19 protein-coding genes are annotated in these 21,420 nt (G+C 62.4%); 16 read left to right on the forward strand and 3 right to left on the reverse strand.

Annotated features, from left to right (window positions below):
* Positions 1 to 15: 15 nt before the first annotated feature.
* Complete coding sequence (locus KTN04_RS04660) at positions 16 to 156, forward strand: hypothetical protein (protein ID WP_217334039.1); 141 nt, start codon at positions 16 to 18, stop codon at positions 154 to 156.
* 77 nt (positions 157 to 233) lie between these two features.
* Here KTN04_RS04660 and dacB read toward each other — a convergent pair whose 3' ends face one another.
* Positions 234 to 1,646, reverse strand: coding sequence for a D-alanyl-D-alanine carboxypeptidase/D-alanyl-D-alanine endopeptidase (dacB, locus tag KTN04_RS04665; protein ID WP_217334040.1), 1,413 nt, complete (start codon positions 1,644 to 1,646; stop codon positions 234 to 236).
* 95 nt (positions 1,647 to 1,741) lie between these two features.
* Between dacB and KTN04_RS04670 the strand changes: the two genes are divergently transcribed.
* The 4 genes from KTN04_RS04670 (at position 1,742) to KTN04_RS04685 (ending at position 8,185) form a co-directional block, all read left to right on the forward strand.
* Positions 1,742 to 2,341 (forward strand): DNA-J related domain-containing protein, encoded by a 600-nt coding sequence (locus KTN04_RS04670; RefSeq protein WP_217334041.1) that lies wholly within the window; start codon positions 1,742 to 1,744, stop codon positions 2,339 to 2,341.
* 101 nt (positions 2,342 to 2,442) lie between these two features.
* A complete protein-coding gene (locus KTN04_RS04675; protein WP_217334042.1) occupies positions 2,443 to 3,816 on the forward strand; it encodes an efflux transporter outer membrane subunit in 1,374 nt (457 codons plus the stop codon).
* Positions 3,813 to 5,057 carry an efflux RND transporter periplasmic adaptor subunit gene (locus KTN04_RS04680; protein ID WP_217334043.1) on the forward strand — a complete coding sequence of 415 codons (1,245 nt, stop codon included), beginning with the start codon at positions 3,813 to 3,815 and terminating at the stop codon, positions 5,055 to 5,057. The genes KTN04_RS04675 and KTN04_RS04680 overlap by 4 nt, the downstream gene beginning before the upstream one ends.
* The gene (locus tag KTN04_RS04685) at positions 5,054 to 8,185 is read left to right on the forward strand and encodes an efflux RND transporter permease subunit (protein WP_217334044.1); all 3,132 of its coding nucleotides are present in this window, start codon (positions 5,054 to 5,056) and stop codon (positions 8,183 to 8,185) included. Before KTN04_RS04680 ends, KTN04_RS04685 begins: the two co-directional genes overlap by 4 nt.
* Positions 8,186 to 8,253: 68 nt before the next feature.
* On the opposite strand, the gene KTN04_RS04690 is transcribed toward KTN04_RS04685, so the two are convergent.
* A complete protein-coding gene (locus KTN04_RS04690) occupies positions 8,254 to 10,971 on the reverse strand; it encodes a DUF2339 domain-containing protein (RefSeq protein ID WP_217334045.1) in 2,718 nt (905 codons plus the stop codon).
* Between the two features lie 119 nt (positions 10,972 to 11,090).
* Here KTN04_RS04690 and KTN04_RS04695 point away from each other — a divergent pair, with 119 nt between their 5' ends.
* The 4 genes from KTN04_RS04695 to KTN04_RS04710 all read left to right on the forward strand — a co-directional run bounded on the left by KTN04_RS04695 (position 11,091) and on the right by KTN04_RS04710 (position 13,617).
* Positions 11,091 to 11,474, forward strand: coding sequence for a DNA-J related domain-containing protein (locus tag KTN04_RS04695; protein ID WP_217334046.1), 384 nt, complete (start codon positions 11,091 to 11,093; stop codon positions 11,472 to 11,474).
* A 132-nt stretch (positions 11,475 to 11,606) separates the two neighbouring features.
* Positions 11,607 to 12,173, forward strand: coding sequence for an NMCC_0638 family (lipo)protein (locus tag KTN04_RS04700; RefSeq protein WP_217334047.1), 567 nt, complete (start codon positions 11,607 to 11,609; stop codon positions 12,171 to 12,173).
* 7 nt (positions 12,174 to 12,180) lie between these two features.
* Complete coding sequence (gene arfB, locus KTN04_RS04705; RefSeq protein ID WP_217334048.1) at positions 12,181 to 12,594, forward strand: alternative ribosome rescue aminoacyl-tRNA hydrolase ArfB; 414 nt, start codon at positions 12,181 to 12,183, stop codon at positions 12,592 to 12,594.
* Between the two features lie 174 nt (positions 12,595 to 12,768).
* Positions 12,769 to 13,617 carry a pirin family protein gene (locus tag KTN04_RS04710; RefSeq protein ID WP_217334049.1) on the forward strand — a complete coding sequence of 283 codons (849 nt, stop codon included), beginning with the start codon at positions 12,769 to 12,771 and terminating at the stop codon, positions 13,615 to 13,617.
* Positions 13,618 to 13,718: 101 nt separating this feature from the next.
* On the opposite strand, the gene KTN04_RS04715 is transcribed toward KTN04_RS04710, so the two are convergent.
* Positions 13,719 to 14,261: a DUF3087 family protein gene (locus KTN04_RS04715; RefSeq protein WP_217334050.1), complete on the reverse strand. Its 543-nt coding sequence runs from the start codon at positions 14,259 to 14,261 to the stop codon at positions 13,719 to 13,721.
* Positions 14,262 to 14,385: 124 nt separating this feature from the next.
* On the opposite strand from KTN04_RS04715, the gene KTN04_RS04720 reads away from it, so the two are divergent.
* The 7 genes from KTN04_RS04720 to ybaK all read left to right on the forward strand — a co-directional run bounded on the left by KTN04_RS04720 (position 14,386) and on the right by ybaK (position 21,355).
* The gene (locus tag KTN04_RS04720) at positions 14,386 to 14,871 is read left to right on the forward strand and encodes a nucleoside deaminase (RefSeq protein WP_217334051.1); all 486 of its coding nucleotides are present in this window, start codon (positions 14,386 to 14,388) and stop codon (positions 14,869 to 14,871) included.
* 47 nt (positions 14,872 to 14,918) lie between these two features.
* A complete protein-coding gene (locus tag KTN04_RS04725; protein ID WP_217334052.1) occupies positions 14,919 to 15,323 on the forward strand; it encodes a putative signal transducing protein in 405 nt (134 codons plus the stop codon).
* 171 nt (positions 15,324 to 15,494) lie between these two features.
* Positions 15,495 to 17,081, forward strand: a complete 1,587-nt coding sequence (locus KTN04_RS04730) for an ABC-F family ATPase (protein ID WP_217334053.1) — start codon at positions 15,495 to 15,497, stop codon at positions 17,079 to 17,081.
* Positions 17,082 to 17,217: 136 nt separating this feature from the next.
* Positions 17,218 to 18,057 (forward strand): SPFH domain-containing protein, encoded by an 840-nt coding sequence (locus KTN04_RS04735; protein WP_217334054.1) that lies wholly within the window; start codon positions 17,218 to 17,220, stop codon positions 18,055 to 18,057.
* Positions 18,058 to 18,104: 47 nt separating this feature from the next.
* A complete protein-coding gene (locus KTN04_RS04740; protein WP_217334055.1) occupies positions 18,105 to 19,472 on the forward strand; it encodes an SPFH domain-containing protein in 1,368 nt (455 codons plus the stop codon).
* 108 nt (positions 19,473 to 19,580) lie between these two features.
* A complete protein-coding gene (locus KTN04_RS04745; RefSeq protein WP_328515959.1) occupies positions 19,581 to 20,858 on the forward strand; it encodes a DEAD/DEAH box helicase in 1,278 nt (425 codons plus the stop codon).
* Positions 20,859 to 20,887: 29 nt separating this feature from the next.
* Complete coding sequence (gene ybaK / locus KTN04_RS04750; protein WP_217334056.1) at positions 20,888 to 21,355, forward strand: Cys-tRNA(Pro) deacylase; 468 nt, start codon at positions 20,888 to 20,890, stop codon at positions 21,353 to 21,355.
* The last annotated feature ends 65 nt before the right edge of the window (positions 21,356 to 21,420 follow it).

Here is a 21,420-nt window from a genome sequence, read left to right on the forward strand (position 1 = left end):
ATAAAGGTGATTGCGATGTTCGGAATTGACGCTTACAGCTTTGAAACACTGTGGCCGAGCCTTCTGGGTGTAATCGGCATTGCTTCAGCCATGGTCTGGGCGTTCTGGAAAGTGCGCAAACTGATGAACGAGGATGCTCACCATCACGGCAAGTGAAGCGCCGGTTGCTCACGCCTTGATCTGGATATATGAAGACCCCCGCCCCGAGCGGGGGTCTTGCGTGATGGGGTGGCTCAGCCGTTGTGGTAGATCCACTCCAGCAGGGAGCGTTCAAACACGGTCACTGGCGTGGGGCGGGGCATGCGCTCGGGCAGGCTGATACCGCTGAGCATCAGCACGAAGACATAGCGCTCGCCCGAAGCGGTATCGATGTAGCCGGCCAGGTTGCGACTGCCGTTGACGGTGCCGCTTTTGGCCTGAATGGCGCCCTTGAGCGGTGCTTCGCGGGTGCTGCGGCGGTACTTGAGGGTCCCGTTTTCGCCGGAGATCGGCAGCACCCGGTAGCTGGTCATGTCCGGGTGGCGCGACAGCCACTGCAACAGCTGCGCAAGCTGACGGGCCTGCAGCAGGTTGTCCCGTGACAGCCCCGAGCCATCGGTTAACTTCGCCAGGCTCAGGTCGATGCCGGTGTGGGCTGCAATGGTCGCCTTCAGAGTATTGACGCCGCGGGCAAAGCTGCCCGGGGTGCCGTTGCCGGCACCCAGGCTCTTGAGCGTCAGGTCCGCAATCAGGTTGTCGGAGTCCTGCAGCATTTCGGTCAGCAGGGTCGGCAGCGGTGCCGACTGTACCTGCGCGGCCTGCTGCCAGCCGGCGTCCTCACGACGACCGCTGAGTATCTCGCCCCGCAGCACGATGCCCAGACGGCTCAGTTCCTGACGGGCCAGCGCCTTGCCGTAGCTGAGCGGGTCGTTGATGGCAAAGTTCAGCGGCAGCACCTTGCGGCGGTCACTGATACAGCCGCTGAGATGGTAGCGGTTGCCTGGCCCCAGGCGAGCCTCCAGGCTGCACAGTGACTGCTTGATGCTGTCGCGGTCCAGTACCTGTACATCCGTCGTGACTTCGACCGGCTGATGAGCGGGGACAAAGAAGCCTGCCGGTTGGTCGACCCCCCGGTTTTTCAGGCTGGCGGCAACACAGTTGCGCTCCAGTGTCAGTGCGGCTGCCGGCGCGCTGTAACAGACCCCCAGGTTATTCCAGGGCCAGCCGATGGCACGGTCGTAGCCGGTAAAATGGCTGGTATCGAGCACCAGGTCACCGTCGATTTCGCGAATGTTGCGGCGGCGCAGTTCCCCCAGCAGCTGTGCCAGCTGTTGGCGGCTGAGGTCGGGAGCGCCGGTAAACTCGAGTAGCCAGTCGCCCTGCCAGCGTCCGCCGTTCTGTTGGCCACGCTGCCAAAGGCGGGTTTCAAAACGGTGGTCGGCACCCAATGTCAGTTCGGCCGCAGTGGCAGTAAAGAGTTTCAGGGTGCTGGCCGGGGGCAGAAAACGGTCGTCACGGTAGTGAATCTGCAGCGGAGCCGTAGCACTCAGTGGCTCCACCACCAGAGCCACTTGGCTGCCTTCGGGCGCCAGGTCGATGATCTCTTTCCAGCTCTGGGCATGGACAACCGGGGCCAGGATCAGGAGGATAAAAAGGCGCAGCAGCATGTTGTCGGTCCCTGGCTGATTGATGAACGGGCATTGTGCCAGAAGCGGCTGTCCACTGGACAGCCTCCGCCCACCGATATTGCACCGGAGCACGCATGACCCCGGAATTGACCTCTAATCCGCTGATCCCCGAATTGATGGCCCTGTTGCGCCATCACCCCGAAGGTATCAGTGAGTTCAGCTTGATGAAGGCGCTGGAAGCCCACCCGGCTTTTGCCGATCTGGCCGATGACTATCAGCTGTGCCTGTTCCAGAAACATTTCATGATCATGCACGGCCTGTATACGCTGCAGATACGGCTGTGGCACGAGGAGCGGCTGCGGGTGGAAATTTCGCCTCTGAGCGTGCGCCTATATGAAGATGATGTCTCGGCGCCGGTTGCCGGGACAGCACCGCCGGATACCGAGGACCCCCTGCGCAGCTATTACCTGGACTGGCAGCAATTGGGCGCGACCAGTGCCGAGGATGTGCAACGGCTGCTGCAAGGCTTTTTCGAGCACTGGAACAATCCGGGCGCACGCAGTCGTGCGCTGGCAACCCTGGCACTGGAAGAGGGTGCCAGCCAGGCGGAAATCCGGAGCCGCTATCGCCAGTTGGCCGCGCGGTTACACCCGGACAAGGGCGGAGACAGTGAAGCCTTTATCGAAGTCCGTCGCGCCTATGAACTGCTACGCGGGACCGACGTAAACCGTTGAGGCCGCGTAAAGAAGTGTAAAAGCCGCTGCCTTGGCGGGAACAATCCACTACCATTGCGGCTCTGAGGTCTGACCCGAACGGATCGATACAGGGAATTGCTGTGCGTTTTTACCTTTTTGTGCCCCTGCTGATGCTGCTCAGTGCCTGCAGTGCGCCGCCCGAACTTGAGTCTCCATCCCCGACCCTGCCGGATGCCTGGCAGGCGGACACCCCCGCCGATGACCCTGTCCCTCCCTGGCTGACCACGCTGCAGGACGACACATTAGCGGCACTGGTGGCGGAAGCCCTGGTCGCCAACCCCGCGCTGGCGGCTGCACGCCAGCAGCTGCGGGCGGCCGAACAGCGGGTGCGTCTGGTTGGTGCCGACCGTTATCCACAGCTTTCACTGGAGCTGGGCAGCCGCCGTCAGGAAGAGAGTGTGCGCATGGACTCGCTGGAGCTGTCGCTGGGTTGGACGCTGGATGTCTGGGGCAAGCTCGCGGCCGACCAGCGCGAAGCCGAACTGAATCGGGCGGTGGCGGCGGCGGCCCATACGGAGCAGCGCGAGGCACTGGCCGCGCAACTGGCACAAAACTGGTTCGCGCTGCAGGAAGCCCGCCTGCTGCTGGAACTGTACCGCCAGCGGCGGGACAATCTGCAACAGAATCTTGAGATTATCGAATCCGGCTATCGCCAGGGGCTGAACGAGGCGCTGGATCTCTACCTGGCGCGCAACAACCTGCATGCCGAAGCCGCTCGGGTCGCGCAGCAGCAACAGACCCTGAGCGAGCTGCAACGCGAACTGGAGCGCCTGCTGGGGCGCTATCCGTCCGCCACGCTGACCAGCAGCGCCCGGCTGCCGCTGATCGAGACGCCGGTGCCGGCCGGCCAGCCCTCCGATCTACTGAGCCGCCGCCCGGACCTGCAGCAGCAATGGCTGACGTTGCTGGCCACCGATGCAGCCCTGGCGGCGGCACATCGAGCGCGTTTTCCCACATTGCGCTTAAACGCGGCACAAGGCGGCAGCAGCGATAGCCTCAGCGATCTGCTATCCAGCGGCAACCTTGCCTGGAGCCTGGGTGCCTCGCTGGTACAGGATCTGTTCGATGCCGGGCGCAAGGCGGCGTTGCAGGAACAGGCACTGGCGAGTCGACGCGAGCAGGAACAGCGCTGGCTGGAAGCCTTGTTCCAGTCCCTGACCGAGGTGGAAAACGCCTTGTCGGCACGCCATAGCCTGACGACCCGGCATGCGCTGTATCTCAGGGCGGAAGAGAACGCGCTCAACGCCGAGCGCCTAGCCTTTGAACAGTACCGCAACGGCCTGGAAAGCTATACCACCGTACTCGAGGCGCAGCGCCGGGCGCTGGATGCACAGACCAGCGTGATCAGCCTGCGGCGTCAATTACTGGATAACCGGATCAAACTGCACCGGGCCCTCGGCGGCCGTTTTCAGGCCGACACTCCGGATCAGACAGAGGCATTGGATACCCCATGAGCAAACGGCTACTTCCCTTTATTATCATTATCGTACTGGGTGCAGTCAGCTGGCTGATCTATCACAACCCACCCGAAGTGCAGCGCGGCACGCCGCCCCAGGCCAGTCGTATCAGTGTGGATACGCAGGTGCTGGCGCCGCAGTCGTTTCAGGTCCGGGTCAAAAGCTATGGCCGCGTTCAGCCGCGCACCCAGAGCGTACTGCTGCCTCAGGTTGCCGGGCAGATCGTCTGGATCAACCCGGACTTTCGGGCCGGCGGCTTTTTCGAACGTGACGAGGAGCTGATTCGGCTCGACAGCCGTGATTACCAAGCCGCGGTCGCGCAGGCCGAAGCCAGCCTGATGAGTGCCCGTCAGACGTTGGCCGAAGCCCGGGCCCGCAGCGCCCAGGCGGCGGCCGACTGGCAGCGGCTGGGCAATGCGGGTGAAGCGCCTGCGCTGGTGCTGCGCACGCCGCAACTGAATGCAGCCAAGGCGGCGGTGGCGTCGGCGGAAGCCAGCCTGGCGACGGCGAAACTCAACCTGGAGCGGACCCGTATTCGTGCCCCCTATGCCGGTCGTGTATTGAGTACCGAGGTGGATCTGGGGCAGGTCGTCGCCAGTGGCACCACGCTGGGACAGATTTTTGCGGCTGACGTACTGGAGGTGCGGCTGCCGCTGCAGAACCGCGATCTGGCCTACCTGCAGCTGCCGGAAGAGTACCGCATCGAGGGCGTGGCACCGGTGCAGCCAAAGGTGGAGATCCGATCCGACCTGGTGCGCCCGGAGCGCTGGCAGGGCCGTATCGTGCAGACGGAAGGCGCCATCGACGAAACCAGTCGCCAGCTGCATGTGCTGGCTCGAATCGACGACCCTTACGGTGAGAAGGCGCTGGATCGGGTTCCGCTCAAAGTGGGCGAGTATGTCACGGCGTTGATCGAAGGTGTCGAAATCGAACATGCGTTACTGATTCCCAATAAGGCGATCTACCAGGGCAGTTACGTCTACCTGGTGCAGGACGGACGATTGCAGCGGCGCGAGGTCGACATTGCCTGGCAGGATGATAGCCAGGCGCTGATCGGTGCCGGACTACAGGCCGGTGACGAGCTGGTCCTGACCTCGCTGGGTCAGGTGGTATCGGGGACTGAAGTGCGGGTACGCGGTGCCGAGACTGCCGTTCAGGCTGCAGCCGAGGGCACCGAGGTGCGCGATGCTGACGCGGCCGCGTCCGACAATGGCAGCGCTAAAGGTGACCGCACATGATCGCCTGGTTTGCCCGCAATCATGTGGCCGCCAATCTGCTGATGGTCACCATCTTGTTCACCGGCCTGATGTCGCTCAAGCTCAACATCCCGCTGGAGATTTTCCCCAGTTTCGAGTCCGACACCATCAGTGTGCGCATCAGCCTGCGTGGTGCCACCCCGGAAGATGCCGAACTGAGCCTGGCCACCCGGGTCGAGGAGGCCGTCAGTGATCTGGAGGGCGTGAAGGAAATTCGCAGTCGCTCGGTGGAAGGCGGCACCACCGTCACCATCGAAGTGGACAGCGGCTATGATCCACGCGAGCTGCTGGCGGACGTGAAATCCCGGGTCGACGAGATCGGCACCTTCCCGTCCGAGGCCGATGAACCGGTGATTGCGCTGGCGACCTTCAAGCATGATGTCATTACCGTGGCCGTGTCCGGCGAACTGTCCGAGCAGGAATTGCGCAGTTATGCCGAGCAGGTACGTGACGATCTGTTGCAGCTCGAGGGCGTGACCCAGGTGGAGCTGGACGGTGTGCGCAACTACGAGATCGCCATCGAAATTTCCCAGGACAGGCTGCGTGCCTATGACCTGACCCTGGCAGACGTGGCCGACAGAATTGCCGCCAGTTCGCTGGACCTGTCGGCGGGCAACATCCGCACCGATGGCGGCGATATTCTCATTCGCTCCAAGGGGCAGGCCTACAGCCGGGACGAGTTCGAGCCGCTGGTGATCAAGACTCACCCGGATGGCAGCCTGTTGCGTCTGGGCGACTTGGCCGAGGTGCGCGACGGTTTCGAGGAAAGTGCGCTGCGGACCCGTTTCAACGGTCTGCCGGCCGCGATGATCGAGGTTTACCGGGTCGGTGACCAGAGCGCTATCGGCGTGGCGGACGCGGTCAAGGACTATATCGAACGCCAGCAGCCGGGCCTGCCCGAGGGGCTGAACCTGAGCTATTGGGACGATAATTCGGAGGTGGTCAAAAGCCGCATCAATACCCTGCTGACCAATGCCATGCAGGGGGGCGTGCTGGTCCTGCTGTTGCTGACTCTGTTTCTGCGTCCCTCCATCGCCTTCTGGGTGTTCATCGGCATTCCGGTCAGCTTTATGGGGGCCTTTCTGGTGATGCCGGTATTTGGCGTGACCCTGAATGTCCTGTCCCTGTTCGGGTTCATTCTGGTGCTGGGCATCGTGGTGGATGATGCCATTGTCACCGGCGAAAACATCTACAGTCATCTGCGCGGTGCCGAGTCCGGCCTGCAGGCTTCCATTCGCGGTACCCAGGAAGTGGCGGTGCCGGTGACCTTCGGGGTGCTGACCACTGTGGCGGCCTTTCTGCCGATCGGTTTCATCGAGGGCGCACGTGGCGCGCTCTTCGCACAGATTCCGGTGGTGGTTATTCCGGTGCTGCTGTTCTCGCTGATCGAGTCCAAGTTCGTGTTGCCGGCACACCTCAAGCATCTCAAACTGCGCCATGAAAACGTCGAACGTCAGGGACGCCTGGCCCGTCTGCAGCAGGGCTTTGCCGACGGTTTCGAGCGGCTGATCGTGCGCTACTACCGCCCGCTGCTGGATGTGGCCGTGCGTCATCGTCTGACCACGCTGGCCCTGTTCATCGGCGTGTTCATTCTGATCATGGCGATGATCATGAGCGGCTGGACCCGCTTCGTGTTTTTCCCGCGGGTGCAAAGCGATACCGCCCGGGCCTCCCTGACCATGCCCAGCGGCACGCCGTTCGAGGTGACCGATCGCTACATTGTGCGCATGGTTGAAGCCGCGCGCGAGCTGCAGGAGGAATACCGTGACCCGGAAACCGGCATCAGCGCGATTCTCAACATCTACTCCACGTCGGGTACCGGCGGCAGTACGGAAGAGGGCCGTGTCCGTTTCGAGCTGCTGCCCTCGGAGCAGCGTGACGACAGCATCAGCACCCGCCGGATCGTGCAGCAGTGGCGCGAGCGCATCGGGCCGATTCCCGGCGCCGAAACCCTGACCTTCCGGGCCGAAATCGGCCGCGCCAGCGATCCTGTGGATATCCAGCTGCGCTCCGGCCGGGTGGATGACCTTGAGGCTATGGCGGAGCAGGTCAAGGCACGTTTGGCGACCTATCCGACGCTGTACGACATCACCGATAACCTGTCCGACGGCAAGGAAGAGCTGCAGCTGGAGCTGACCGAGCAGGCTCACCTGCTGGGTCTGACCCGCAGCGACATCATTCGTCAGGTGCGGCAGAAGTTCTTCGGCATCGAGGTACAGCGGGTGCAGCGGGGCCGTGATGACGTACGGGTCATGGTGCGTCTGCCGCTGGCCGAGCGTCAGGCCATTGCCGGCCTGCGCAATGTGCTCATCAGTACCACTCAAGGACAGGTGCCGCTGGATGCGGTGGCGCGGCTGGTACCGGGGCAGAGCCCCGCGGCCATCTACCGCATCGATCAGCAGCGGACCGTCAGCGTGCTGGCGGACATGGACAAGCAGAACACCAACACCACCCTGTTGAACCGGGATCTGGACCAGTTTCTGTCCGACCTGGTACGCCAGTATCCGGGAGCCTCCTACAGTCTGGAAGGGGAGGCACGGGAGCAGCGCGAGTCCTTTACCTCGCTGGCGATCGGACTGGCGTTCGTGTTTTTCGTGATCTACAGCCTGCTGGCGATTCCCTTCCGCTCCTATCTGCAGCCGCTGATCGTGATGTCAGTGATCCCCTTTGGCGCTATCGGCGCCATCATCGGCCACTGGATCATGGGCATGGACCTGACCATCATGAGCCTGCTGGGGCTGATGGCGCTGATCGGGGTGGTAGTCAACGACAGCCTGGTACTGGTGGACTTTACCAACAAGCGGCGCCGCGAGCTTCAGAACGAGGGTGAGCACTCACATTTCGAGGCCACCCGGCAGGCAGTGCTGATGGCGGGTGTGGCCCGTTTCCGGCCGGTGATGCTGACCTCGCTGACCACCTTCATCGGCTTGATGCCGCTGCTGTTCGAGAAGGCGGTGCAGGCGCAGTTCCTGATCCCCATGGCGGTGTCGTTGGGCTTCGGCATCATCTTCGCCACCCTGGTGACCCTGATCATGGTGCCGGTCAACTTCATGCTGCTGGAAGACCTGCGCCGACTGGGGGCGCGGGCTGTTGGGCCAGCCTGCAGCTGACAAGCCGGAAGCGGACACGCAGTCGTCGGATCAGAGCGCAACAAAACAGCAGATAATGTAAGTGCTTGCTACGGCTGCTGTTTATGCACTGCCGGGCGGGTGCTCTGTTTCGGCGTCAGGCGCTGATGCAGCCAGGCCAGTGCCAGCAGCGCCAGCCCCAGGCCCATGAAGGAGGCCACGCGCCAGAGACCGGTCAGGTCCGACATGTCGATCAGGAACAGCTTGGCGACGACCACCAGCAACAGCGCCATGCCGCCCCGATACAGGGCGCGCTGCTGCAGCCAGTGGCCGCCCAGCAGGGCGCCCGAGGCCAGCAACAGCCAGATAGCCGAATAAGTGTATACCTCGCCATCCGGAGTCGGGTTGGCCAGGCTAAGCTCGCCCTGCCACAGATGGCGGATCTCCAGCGACACAAACAGCAGCCAGTTCAGCCCCGCCAGCATGGCGGCATGCCTGCCCAGCTTGCCGGGCAGCAGGCGCCAGAGGGCCATCAGCAACAGGCAGGGCAGGCCGTAGCTGAGCAGCAGCAGGTTCCAGATCGGTGTCTGGCTGATGTCGGTGGCATGCCAGAGCGGGTTGTATGCCAGGACCACCCAGATCAGGTAGTTGGCCGCCGCGGCGATCAGGTGCAGGCTGGCGATCACCCGGTAGAAGCGCTGCAGGTATTGGCTCAGCCAGACGCGCCACAGATAAACGCAACCGGCGCTGCCCCAGATCAGGGTATTGAGACTGGCTTCAAGGAAAGAGTATTCGTGGCGGAAGATATCACCATCATACAGCCAGTAGCGCACCTCGGCGGCCAGCGTCAGCACCAGCAGATGGGCGGCGGCGCCCTGCAGCCAGGCGCTCATGCGGTGATCCTGACGCAGAATCCAGGCGCCGGCGGCCGCACACAGGGTCGAGCCGCCATAGGTCCACAGCGACCAGTGGCTGCCGCTGTCGTAGCTGAGCAGCCAGGGGTTGAAGGTCAGCCGGACGATCACCAGGGCCAGCACCAGGCGGATCACCCAGGGCAGCAACGGTAACTGATAGCGCTGCTGCAGCAGCGACAGGGTGGTCAGTTGCACGGCAAAGGCCAGCGTCAGGGTGGCATCCGCCAGCCAGATCACCGCCGCCAGCGACAGGCCCAGGTGGGCGCTGCTGATCAGCAATACCCGGATCAGATCGCTGCTCAACGGGCTGTCGCGGCGTTCCAGTGCCAGTTTAGACAGGGCCATGTACCCTAGCCCCAGTATCAGCGCGGCGCCGCCCCAGGCCCAGTCTGCGCTGAACGCGGTGAACAGGTAGTAGCCCAGCGCCAGCATCAGCAGCGGGGTGAAGCAGCCCAGCCCGACCCAGAATGCCGGATAAGCCACCCGCTGCCGCAACAGCCAGGCCGCTCCGGCGGTGTAGAGAATGCTGAGCATCACGAAACGGGACACCAGCGCGGCCTGAGTAGCGGCATCCGGCGGCGTGAACATCAGTTGGTCGCCCAGATAGGTGAGCATCGGCAGCACCACCGCCAGGGCGGTGACGATCAGCATCAAGGCCGGCAGCGGGTTCAGAATCGGCCGCCGACTGGCGGTCAGCAACAGCAGGGCCGGCAATAGCAACAGGGCGGGGTAACCGGCCGTCGGCACGCCCTCCACGGTCAGAGTATAGCCCTGCGCCAGCACGATCAGCCCCAGGGCGGGGATGACCGGCCAGTGGCGAGCGCCCCGGACCCGCTTGAGTAGCTGCAGCCAGTGCGTGGCGATGTCATCGCGGCGCTGCAACAACCAGTCATAGCCGGGCACGGCCAGAAACAGGTAGGCCAGTGCCAGCAGGTACAGCGCCCGCACGCCGTCGGCGGGCTGCGTACCCAGGCTCAGGGCCCACCAGCCCAGGCTGCCGATGATGACGCCGAGCCAGAGCCAGAGGCGCTCGACATAGGCCAGCAGCCAGAGTGCAAACAGGGTCAGGATGCCGATATAGACCAGTGCCAGCTCGATCTGCCCGGAGCCGGTATTGACCAGAATCGGCACCAGATAGCCGCCCAGCATCCCCAGCGCCGCCAGTACCGGGCCATGACGCAGCGCCAGTGCCAGGGTGGCGAAAGAGACCAGCGCCATGGCGGCAAAGATCAGCCCCGGCGCAATGGCGGTGAGCAGCTTGAAGGCGGCAAAGAGCGCGGCATAGAGTATGATGCTGGCGCCCCCGGCGAGGGCGGCGAAGACATCGTGCTGGCCGCGCGTACGCCTGAGCCATTCGGCCAAGCCGTGCAACACGACCCCGGCGATCAGTGACAGTGTCACCCGAGCCTCGGGACCGAGCAGGCCCTGCTCGATGGAGTAATGCACCATGAACACCCCGGCCAGGCCGACACAGATGCCGCCCAGCCAGATCATCCAATTGGCCTTGAGGCTGTCGCTCAGGCGAGCGAACAGGCCGGGCGGAGGTTGATCGGCAGGTGCGGCCAAAGGAGCGTCCGCCGGACCCCAGGCCGTCTCGGCCGATGGTTCGGAGGTGTCGGGCGGTGGTTCGGCCCGGTGTTCAGACACGGGCTCGAACCGGTTATCCGCGGAGGTTTCGGCACCCGCACCTGTCGGCCGGGAAGGGGTGTAGGGCGTGGCCGGAGGCTGTTCCGACCTTGCCGACGGTGCGCGCGCCGCCTCGGGAGGCGTCTGCTCCAGAGCGTGCAGCCGCTGCTGCAACTGAGCAATCTGCATGCGCAGCTGGCGACTTACCACCCAGGCGCGCATGCCCAGCCCGGCACCGATGACTACAAACAGGGGCAGTGCCACCAGCACCAGCCAGAATCCATCCATTGTTCACCTCGCTGAACACCTGTCCCCACTTGTCTGCCGACCGACAGGCCCCCGGTCGGATGACTTTGACTATACTGCATGTGGCTCCCGCGCAGAAAGGCATAAGCGGAAGGTGTTCCATGATCAATCCGGTCTTGCCCCAAGTGCTCAGCGAATTGCGCCAGCACCCTGAAGGGGTCAGTGAGTATTACCTGATGCGGACACTGGAGCGTCAGCATGCATTCGATGATCTGACCGACGACAGTCTGCTTGCGCTGTTTCGCAAGCATTTCATCATAATGAACGCGCTGTACGACTTGCAGGAAATCCTGTGGGACGAAGAACGGCGGGTGCTCAATATCTCGCCCCTGCACATCGAATTGCATAAATCTCGTGGCGAGGATGACCGTGTTCAGTGCAATACGCCGTTGAGCGAATATTATCTGGACTGGCAGAACTTTGAGCAGACACTGGCCGAGGATGTTGATCGCCTGATGCGTCTGGTAACGGGACCACGCCATTAGTCCGGCGCCCCGCTGTAGAGGTGACTTGCCAAAGCCGATATCGACCGTCAGACTTCATCCTCACACAATCGCGCAGAGCGACTGCCGGAATGCAGTCGTCGCTGCTGCGTCATCGACAACAATGAGTGAAGTATGCACACACATTTCATGTCGCGCCTGCAGGCGGGGCTGCTATCGCTGCTGGTGCTGTTGCCCATGATGGCACAGGCGGATGAGCGCTCCGATTTTCTGCAGAAGGTCTACCTGTCATTCTGTGCCAAACATTTCAGTGACTACGGTGCCTTGCGGGCCAGTCTGACTGAACAGCAACTGCCCAAGCTACCGCCACAGCAGGCACAGCACTTCCTGCAGGGACGTTCCGGTGATGCCTGGCCGGTGCCATACAAGGGGGAGTTTGGCCAGTATGTACTGGTCTTGACCGAGGGGGACAGCTTCTGTGCCGTCATGGCACGCCGCAGTGATGCGGTGGCGACTCGGCAGTGGTTCCGCCAGCTGGCCATGGCGGCACCTGCGCCGCTGCAGGCGCGTGCGCTGGGAGAGGAGCAGGTGCTGACCCCGCTCAATGGTGAAGCCCTGACCCAGTCCTGGCAGTGGGCCACCGAGCATGCGCCGCGTCGTTTACAGTTGACCCTGACAACGGCCAAAGACCCTCAGGCGGCCATTCAGGCCATGGTGTCTTTGAGCCTGGAAGATCGCTGAGTCCGTGATGCTGAAACTGTCCAATGCCGTCAGCCTGAGCGATGACGAGATCGAACTGACCGCCATTCGTGCCCAGGGGGCGGGCGGTCAGAACGTCAACAAGGTCTCGTCCGCCATCCATCTGCGTTTTGATATCCGCGCCTCTTCGCTGCCTGCGTTCTACAAGGAGCGGCTGCTGGCACTGAGTGACAGCCGGGTCAGCCGCGACGGCGTGGTTGTACTTAAGGCGCAGCAGTACCGTACCCAAGAGCAGAACCGCGAGGACGCGCTCAACCGGTTGGCCGAGTTGATTCGCGGTGCGGTCAAAATGGAAAAGAAGCGTCGGCCCACTAAGCCTACGCGCAGCTCCCAGCGCAAGCGCATCGAAAAGAAAAAGCAGCGCGGCAATATCAAATCCATGCGCGGCAAGGTGCAGCCCTGAGGATGGCAACGGTTCTGGTTGTTGTCTGTGGGAAGCAGGGGTGACCCGTGATGGTCACCCATCGAATAAACTGATCATTCGCATTTACGAACCCACCTGTATCCCGCTCCGCCTTGAAGCCAGAATAGAAGGCATCAATGATCAGCTTGCGTGCCGAGCAGCAGGAGACACACCATGATAGAGCGGACCCTCAAACGTCGCATTCCCGCCCGTGAAAGCCGTGATGGCGCCGGCGTGCGCCTGCTGCGCAGTCTGGGGCGCTCGGCTCAGCACCGCATCGACCCCTTCCTGATGCTGGACAAGTTCTTTTCCGACAACCCGGACGATTACATCGCCGGTTTTCCGGCCCACCCGCATCGCGGTTTTGAAACCGTAACCTACATGCTCGACGGGCGCATGCGTCACCGTGACCATCTGGGCAATGAAGCGGTGCTGGAAAGTGGTGGCGTACAGTGGATGACAGCCGGGCGCGGCGTGATTCACGAGGAGATGCCGGAACAGAAAGAGGGCCTGATGCGCGGTTTCCAGCTGTGGATAAACCTGCCGGCCGCGGAAAAGATGACCCCGGCACGCTATCAGGAATTGGCTGCCGAGCAGATTCCGGTTATCGAGGATCCGGCCAGTGGCGCTCGCCTCAAGCTGATTGCCGGCAGTCTTGAGCTGAATGGTCAAACTCATGCGGGGCCGGTCAGTGGCATCAGCCGCGATCCGCTGATGCTGGACCTGCGCCTGCCCCCGCACATGCGGTTGCAGCTGCCCCTGGCAGGCAACCGGGCCGGATTTGTCTATCTGTTCGAGGGCAGTGGCCGCTTGGGCGAGGAGCCGTTGAACCTTGATGAAGCGGCGCAGTTCAGCGTTGGTGATGTACTGTCATTGCAGGCCGGGGAGCAGGGTGCCGCGATGTTGGTTCTGGCCGCCGAGCCGATCGGCGAACCCATTGCCCAGTACGGTCCCTTCGTGATGAACCGTGTCGAGGAGCTGGATCAGGCCATCGAGGATTATCAACGCGGTCGGCTGGTCTAACCTGCCGCGCGTCGGATACGCCTGCCGCATCGGTGCCGGCGATACTGCCCCGCGCCACTCAGGCCCTGAGCGGTCGGGGCGTCAGGTCAGCGCGGTTGGCCTTACTTTTTACCTTTCTTCGGTTTTAACTGCGCAATCCAGCTCGGGTCCAGTGATGTCTGCTCGGGCGCTATGCCTTGGGCCTCCAGTCTGGGCAGCAGTGCCCGGCTGTCGGCCTGCAGGTCGCTCAACTCGCTCTGGTTGTTTTCCAGGCGATACATCTGCTCCAGTCCCAGGTGATAGAAGCGCATCACCCGCAGGGCGGTGGGGTTGTCCTGTTCGACACCTGCTTGGACCGCGTGCAGAATATTGGTCACGCTCATCAGGTTGCGCTTGAGCTGCCAGCCATAGCGCGCCGATTCCATCCAGGGCTGGTGCCAGTAGTACCCCTTGAACACCGCCGTGGTGGCGAGAACCCCGGCGATCACGCCAGCCAGGTTCCAGATGAAATTGCCGCCCTCGGGACTGCCGAAGAGGCGAACGCTCAGTGTCGCCAGCGCCATGCCCAGCACGGCAAAGGTGAGCATCAGGACCAGGTTGCTCTTGCGGGTATCGCGGCGATACTGTTCGGGGTCACGGGGCTCAAGGGTGAAAATGTCCGACATGCCGGTCTCTCGTTGGTGAAATGAGGCCGAGACTAGCAGTAATCCGGCAACAGGCAAACCCGGTACAGTCGCTGAGCGTATACACTGAACACAGACGTGCATTACCGTTGAACAGGAGAGAAGCATGTGGCCTGAATCCGATATGAAACACCTGCACCGTGCCGTCGAGCTGGCCGAAGAGGCGTTGAACGCCGGCGATGCTCCCTTCGGCTCGGTACTGGTGGATGCCGCCGGTCAGGTACTGGCGGAAGACCGCAATCGCATAGTGTCCAGCGGCGACAACACCCGCCACCCCGAGTTTGAACTGGCCCGCTGGGCGGCGGAGCACCTGACGCCCGAGCAGCGGGCCGTGTCCACCCTGTACACCTCGGGGGAACACTGCCCCATGTGCGCCGCTGCCCACGGCTGGGTCGGGCTGGGCCGCATTGTGTTCGTCAGTTCGTCCCGGCAGCTGGGGCGTTGGCTGAGTGAAATGAACGTGGCACCGCCGCCGATCAACACCCTGTCGATTCGCGAGATCGTGCCGCACATTGCCGTGGAAGGCCCGGTGCCTGAATTGGTGGATCAGGTGCGCGCGCTGCACCGCCGTCACCATGCGCCGACCGCCTGACAGGCGGTAATACTGGCCGCTGCTACTGCGGAGGAGGAAGGAGGCCGATGCTGGTCACCATTGCCCGTTACACCTATCCCTATGAGGCGCAGATCGCCCGTGCCCTGCTCGACAGCGAGGGAATCCGAGCCTTTGTGGCGGATGAGCAGACCATCAACATGCAGTGGCTGTACTCCGATGCTCTGGGCGGCGTGCGCCTGCAGGTTGCGGCCGAGGATGTCGAGCGGGCGTGTCAGCTGCTGGCCGAAGACCGAGAAGCGCCGCTGCTGGAGCAGGAGGGGGAGGATCGGCCCGCCTGCCCGGTATGCGGCAGCCGCAACACCGCGCATCACCTGATCGGGCGGCGCTGGGCCTTTCTGATGTTCCTGGCTATCGACTTTCCGCTGTTCCGGGTGCGGGACGGCCTCCGCTGTCATGCCTGTGGGGCGATTACCGAACGACCCCGGCACTGATGCTTCACTGCAACCCCGCGCCGATGTGTGGCATAATCAATGTTTGAATATCGCTCGCCGGGGATGCCTTCATCACCGGCCCTGCCTTCATGTTTTCGTGTTCATGCCCCTGAAACGCCCGTCGATGATCTGCGGCCTGAACCCTCATTTTGACCAAGCGAGACCATTCCATTGCTGACCACTGCAAATATCACCATGCAGTTTGGCGCCAAGCCACTGTTTGAAAACATCTCCGTTAAATTCGGCGACGGCAACCGTTATGGCCTGATCGGCGCCAACGGCTGCGGCAAGTCCACCTTCATGAAGATCCTCGGCGGTGATTTGGAGCCGTCTTCCGGTAACGTGTCCAAGGACCCGAATGAGCGTCTGGGCAAGTTGCGCCAGGATCAGTTCGCCTACGAGGAGTTCACCGTGGTGGATACCGTGATCATGGGCCACGAGGAGCTGTGGGCGATCAAGTCCGAGCGTGATGCCATCTACGCCAAGGCGGAAATGACCGAAGAGGACGGTATCCGCGCCGGTGAACTGGAAGCTGAATTTGCCGAAATGGACGGCTATACCGCCGAATCCCGCGCCGGTGAACTGCTGCTGGGTCTGGAAATTCCGGTGGAGCAGCACTTCGGTCTGATGAGCGAAGTGGCACCGGGCTGGAAGCTGCGCGTGCTGCTGGCGCAGGCGCTGTTCTCCGACCCGGATATCCTGCTGCTGGACGAGCCGACCAACAACCTGGATATCAACACCATCCGCTGGCTGGAAGGCGTGCTCAACCAGCGCAACTGCACCATGATCATCATCTCGCATGACCGTCACTTCCTGAACAGTGTCTGCACCCATATGGCCGACATCGACTACGGTACGCTGAAGGTCTATCCGGGTACCTACGACGATTACATGCTGGCGTCCACCCAGGCCCGGGAGCGCATGCAGGCCGACAACGCCAAGAAGAAGGCCCAGATCGCCGATCTCAAGGCGTTCGTCAGCCGTTTCTCCGCTAACGCCTCCAAATCGCGCCAGGCGACCTCGCGTTTGAAGCAGATCGACAAGATCCAGCTGGACGAGATCAAACCCTCCAGCCGTCAGAACCCGTTCATCCGCTTCGAGCAGGCGAAGAAGCTGCACCGTACCGCGCTGGAAGTGGAAGGCCTGGCCAAGTCGTTCGACGAGGAACTGTTCTCCGGTCTTAATCTGCAGGTGAACGTAGGTGAGCGCATCGCCATCATCGGCCCCAACGGCATCGGCAAGTCGACCCTGCTGAAATGTCTGGTCGGCGACCTGGAACCCAATGCCGGCACGGTGAAGTGGTCTGAAAACGCCGAGATCGGCTACTACGCCCAGGATCATGCCCATGAATTCGAAGAGGACAAGAACCTCTACGACTGGATGAGTCAGTGGGGCAAGGAAGGCGACGACGAGCAGGTGATTCGCGGCACTCTGGGCCGTATGCTGTTCTCGCATAAGGAGATCGACAAGTCGGTGAAGGTGATCTCCGGGGGCGAGCAGGGCCGCATGCTGTTCGGCAAGCTGATTCTGCAGCAGCCCAACATCATGCTGCTGGACGAGCCTACCAACCACCTGGATATGGAATCGATCGAGTCGCTCAACATGGCGCTGGAAAACTACCCGGGCACGCTGCTGTTTGTCAGCCATGACCGCGAGTTTGTCTCCTCGCTGGCGACCCGCATCATCGAGCTGACGCCGACCGGCATCGTCGATTTCCACGGCGACTACGAAGAGTACCTGCGCTCCCAGGCGCAGTAACGACTGCGGCCGGCACGGAGCGCCTTCCTGCCGGCCTGCGCGCACTGTCGTGCCGGTGGGCGGCTTGCCAACCGGCCGGTCCCGTTGCAGACTAGATCGGTTGTTTCGAGGACTCACGACAAGGGAATGCGCAGTCATGTTTCAGAAAAAATCCTCCTTCCTGGGCAGTGCCTTCGGGCTGATACTGATCGGCGTGGTCAGTCTGTTCTCGCTCAGTGCCTGTACCAACCCCAGTACCCCTGCCGGTCATGAAGGCTATGTATTTGAAAAGCCTAGATTCTTTGGCGCTGGTGGCTACAAGGATACGCTCCGTGGACCGGCCAACTATGGCTTTTCACTGTGGCGTAACCAGGTGTTGAACATCGACATGCAGCCCAACACCTATACCGAAACCTTCCGCATCCTGGCCCGCGACGACCTCAATATCCACTTCAATTTCCACGCCATCCTGTCCGTGCGCGAGGGTAGCGTGCGCCAGGTGGTGGAGCAGTACGGCGGTGAAAACTGGTATCCGCGTTATGTGCGCGAAACCTTCCGTACCTATGTGCGCGATGCCGTGCAGCAGTACGATAGCCGGGATCTGAAAACCCAGCGCGAGAACATCGCCATCGAGGTGTCCGAGAAGTTGCGCGCCTACCTGGCCGATACGCCCTTCAGCCTGACCAAGGTGGTGATCGGCAATATCAACTATCCCGAGATCGTGGCCACGGCGGTGGAGAAGCGGCTGGCGGCCCAGCAGCTGCTGTCGGAAAAAGAGACCCAGAAGGCCATCGCCCGCAAGGATGCCGAAATCCGCATCGAAGAGGCCAAGGGGATTGCCGAAGCGCAGCGCATCATCAATGCCACCCTGACTGCCAACTACCTGCAGCACGAGGCGATCAACGCCCAGCTGAAAATGGCTGAATCCCCCAATCACACCACGGTGTACATCCCGGTGGGCACCAATGGTATTCCGCTGGTCAAGGAGTCACGCTAAGTCAGCGCCCCTTGCCCGTTAACCCTTGCATACAAGGAACCCGCTCCATGGATGATCACACTCCAACACAGCGTCTTTCGTTCAAGAAGGGCAAGTTCATCGCCGGCGGCGTTGTCGCCCTGGTGCTGATGTACGTGCTGTCACAATCCTTTTTCTATGCCGAGCCCGGCTACATCTACCACGTGCGCACGGTGACCGGTAACGAAGCCGTGGTGACCGAGATCGGTTACAAGTTCTACCCGTTCGGGCGCTACAACTCCTGGAAGCGGGCCATGACCGTTCAGGCGGTGTCGGGCTCCAGCCAGGATGCCATTACCTCGGAAAAGGATTCCAACAACGCCTCGGCCAGCCTGCCACCGCTGAGCATCATGTTCCTGGATCAGGTGGATGCCCATGCCCAGGCAACGGTGCGTTTTTCCATCCCCTCCGATGAAGAGTCCTTTCTAAAACTGGCCCATGAATACCGTTCGCCGGAGAACCTGCTGCGCACGGCGCTGCTGCCGGTGTTCAAGGAAACCCTGCAGGCCAACGCATCGCTGATGACGGCGGAAGAGTACTACGCCGGTGGCCGTACCGAGTTCAACTCCGAGTTTGAAAACCAGATGCGCAACGGCATCTACCTGGTCAAGCGTGAAGAGGTCAGCGTCAATTCGGGGCGCCTGGCCAGTGGCACGGCCAATGTGGCTCTGGGCACCGAGCAGGAAGAGTACGGCGAAGACGACAAGACCGTGTTTGTGGTGCAGAAGGTACTGGATGAAACCGGTCAGCCGCGTCGCAAGCAGCAGCGTTTCACTGATTATGGCATCACCGTGGTCTCGGCGCTGGTGACCGATATCAAGCCGAACCAGAAGTTCATCGAGCGCATGCAGCTGAAACAGAAGGCCTCCGCCGACCGTGCCATCGCCCGCGAGCAGCGGGTGCAGGAAGAAGAACAGCGCCTGCTGGCGATTGCCCGTGGCGAACGCGAGGTGGCCGAGCGCCAGGCGCAGGCGAAGGTAGACCAGATCCAGAAGACGACCGAAGCCCAGACCGAAAAGCAGTTGGCCATTACCCGGGCTGAAAAGCTGAAGGCGGAAGCGGAAATCCAGCGTGAAACCGCTGAAATTAATCTGGAAAAGGCTAAGATCGAAGCCCAGACCCAGCGTACGCTGGCGGAGGCCGAAGCCTACCAGAAACAGGTGATCCTGGAAGCGGATAACGCCCTGGCGCAGAAGCTGGAAGCGGAAATCAAGATCCAGCAGTTGTGGGCCGAAGCTTACGCCAAGCGCCAAGTGCCGACCAATGTCTTTGGCGGCGGCAGCGGCGGAGATGGCGCCCCGGTCGGCAACGACTACGAAACCAAGGCGTTCATGCAGCTGCTGACGCTGGATGCGGCCAAGCGTCTGAATTACGACCGCGATCTGGTCAAAGACTGAACCTGCCCGGCGCCTCGGAGATCGGACCCGCATATGGGGCCGGTCTTCGGTTGGGCCGATGCGGCCGGCATGCGATAATGGCAACTTTACCCAGCCGAGTATGCCGCCGTGACCGCTTTTGCCGACCTTTCTCTTTGCCCTGAACTGGTGACCACCCTGCAGGATCTTGGCTACCGGCAGCCGACCCCGATCCAGACGCAGGCGATACCGCAGGTACTGGCCGGGCATGATCTTATAGCCGAAGCCCAGACCGGCACCGGCAAGACTGCGGCCTTTGCGCTGCCGATCATTCAGCGCCTGAGCCGCGAGCCGGTCGAGGGCGATTACCACCACATCCGCGCGCTGGTGCTGGTTCCGACCCGGGAGCTGGCCGTCCAGGTGGGCGACAACATGCTGGAATATGGCCGCCTGCTGGGCATGCGGGTGATCTCCATTTTCGGCGGCGTGCGTTTCGACAACCAGATCCGCAAGATGAAACGCGGCGCCGACGTTCTGGTCGCCACGCCGGGGCGTCTGCTGGACATGCTCAAGCAGAAGAAACTGTCGCTTGAACAGCTGCAGGTGCTGGTGCTGGATGAAGCGGATCGCATGCTGGATCTGGGCTTTATCCACGATATCCGCACACTGATGAGCCACATGCCCGAACAGCGCCAGACGCTGCTGTTCTCGGCCACGCTCAATGGCCCGGTGGAAGCCCTGGCCGAGTCTCTGCTGCGCCAGCCGCAACGGATTCAGGTGGCGCGGCGCAATGCCGCCAGCCAGCAGGTCAAGCAGAGTGCCTACGCGGTCACCAATGCCGACAAGACCGACGTGCTCAGTTACCTGATTCGTGAAGGCCAGTGGCAGCAGACCCTGGTGTTTACCCGTACCAAGCGCCGCGCCGACCTGGTGGCGGAACAGCTGCAGGGAGAAGGCATCAGTGCCCTGGCCATTCATGGCGACCGTCATCAGCGCGAGCGGCTGGCGGCGCTGCAGGCGTTCAGCAATGGCGAGGTACAGGTGCTGGTGGCGACGGACGTGGCGGCGCGCGGGCTGGACATCGAAGCGCTGCCGCAGGTAGTCAACTATGATCTGCCCAACCAGGCCGAGGCCTACGTCCACCGCATCGGCCGGACCGGCCGTGCCGGCAAGCGCGGCTGGGCCGTCTCGCTGGTGGCGCCGGAAGAGCGACGCTTCCTGGCAGCGATCAGTGCCCTGATCGGCAAGCCGCTGCAGGTGCAGCCGGTGCCCCGGTTCGAGAATGGTCGCTGGATCGAGGGCCAGCCATTGGCCGATAAGAAACCCAAGGTGACCAAACCGGGCCGGAAAAAGCCGGCACCCAAGCCGGATGCTTCGGTTGGTGCGCCCAAAAAACCGGGCATTCGGCCCTCGATGTTCAAGAAATAACCCAGTCAACAGATGTAGGAGATACAGGGATGACACCCGCCATCAACCTGGTCCGCAAGGCCAAAGTTGAACACCGGATCCACGAGTACCAGCATGATGCAGCGGCGGAGTCCTATGGCCTGGAAGCCGTGGAAAAACTGGGTCTGGCCGCCGAGCAGGTGTTCAAGACGCTGGTAGTCAGTCTGGATGGCAAGACCCTGGCCATCGGCGTGGTCCCCGTGGCCGGCAAGCTTAATCTGAAACAGATTGCTAAGGCCGCCGGCGCCAAGAAGGCATCGATGGCCGATCCGGCCGAGGTTGAGCGTACCACCGGCTATGTGCTCGGCGGGGTCAGCCCGCTGGGACAGAAAAAGCGCCTGGCAACATTCATTGATGCCAGTGCCGAACAGTTTGACACCCTTCACGTCAGTGCCGGGCGGCGCGGGCTGGAGATCGAACTGGCGCCCGCCGACCTGGCAAGGCTGACCGGCGGGCGTTTTGCCGCCATCGCGGGCTGAGCACGCCCACCTGCAAAAGCACCGGTTGCGGCGGGTTCGCTTGCCAAGCCGGGGACAACTGGCAT

It is taken from the genome of Marinobacterium weihaiense (assembly GCF_019061305.1).
GTDB classification, from domain to species: Bacteria; Pseudomonadota; Gammaproteobacteria; order Pseudomonadales; family Balneatricaceae; genus Marinobacterium; species Marinobacterium weihaiense.

Bases quoted from the DNA above. Each gene is read 5' to 3' on its own strand.
- KTN04_RS04740 (WP_217334055.1), top strand. From the start codon at position 18,105: ATGGATGATCACACTCCAACACAGCGTCTTTCGTTCAAGAAGGGCAAG.
- arfB (WP_217334048.1), top strand. From the start codon at position 12,181: ATGCTGAAACTGTCCAATGCCGTCAGCCTGAGCGATGACGAGATCGAA.
- KTN04_RS04685 (WP_217334044.1), top strand. From the start codon at position 5,054: ATGATCGCCTGGTTTGCCCGCAATCATGTGGCCGCCAATCTGCTGATG.
- KTN04_RS04680 (WP_217334043.1), top strand. From the start codon at position 3,813: ATGAGCAAACGGCTACTTCCCTTTATTATCATTATCGTACTGGGTGCA.
- KTN04_RS04690 (WP_217334045.1), bottom strand. From the start codon at position 10,971: ATGGATGGATTCTGGCTGGTGCTGGTGGCACTGCCCCTGTTTGTAGTC.
- KTN04_RS04735 (WP_217334054.1), top strand. From the start codon at position 17,218: ATGTTTCAGAAAAAATCCTCCTTCCTGGGCAGTGCCTTCGGGCTGATA.
- KTN04_RS04670 (WP_217334041.1), top strand. From the start codon at position 1,742: ATGACCCCGGAATTGACCTCTAATCCGCTGATCCCCGAATTGATGGCC.
- KTN04_RS04725 (WP_217334052.1), top strand. From the start codon at position 14,919: ATGCTGGTCACCATTGCCCGTTACACCTATCCCTATGAGGCGCAGATC.
- KTN04_RS04720 (WP_217334051.1), top strand. From the start codon at position 14,386: ATGTGGCCTGAATCCGATATGAAACACCTGCACCGTGCCGTCGAGCTG.
- KTN04_RS04660 (WP_217334039.1), top strand. From the start codon at position 16: ATGTTCGGAATTGACGCTTACAGCTTTGAAACACTGTGGCCGAGCCTT.
- KTN04_RS04695 (WP_217334046.1), top strand. From the start codon at position 11,091: ATGATCAATCCGGTCTTGCCCCAAGTGCTCAGCGAATTGCGCCAGCAC.
- ybaK (WP_217334056.1), top strand. From the start codon at position 20,888: ATGACACCCGCCATCAACCTGGTCCGCAAGGCCAAAGTTGAACACCGG.
- KTN04_RS04700 (WP_217334047.1), top strand. From the start codon at position 11,607: ATGCACACACATTTCATGTCGCGCCTGCAGGCGGGGCTGCTATCGCTG.
- KTN04_RS04710 (WP_217334049.1), top strand. From the start codon at position 12,769: ATGATAGAGCGGACCCTCAAACGTCGCATTCCCGCCCGTGAAAGCCGT.
- dacB (WP_217334040.1), bottom strand. From the start codon at position 1,646: ATGCTGCTGCGCCTTTTTATCCTCCTGATCCTGGCCCCGGTTGTCCAT.
- KTN04_RS04715 (WP_217334050.1), bottom strand. From the start codon at position 14,261: ATGTCGGACATTTTCACCCTTGAGCCCCGTGACCCCGAACAGTATCGC.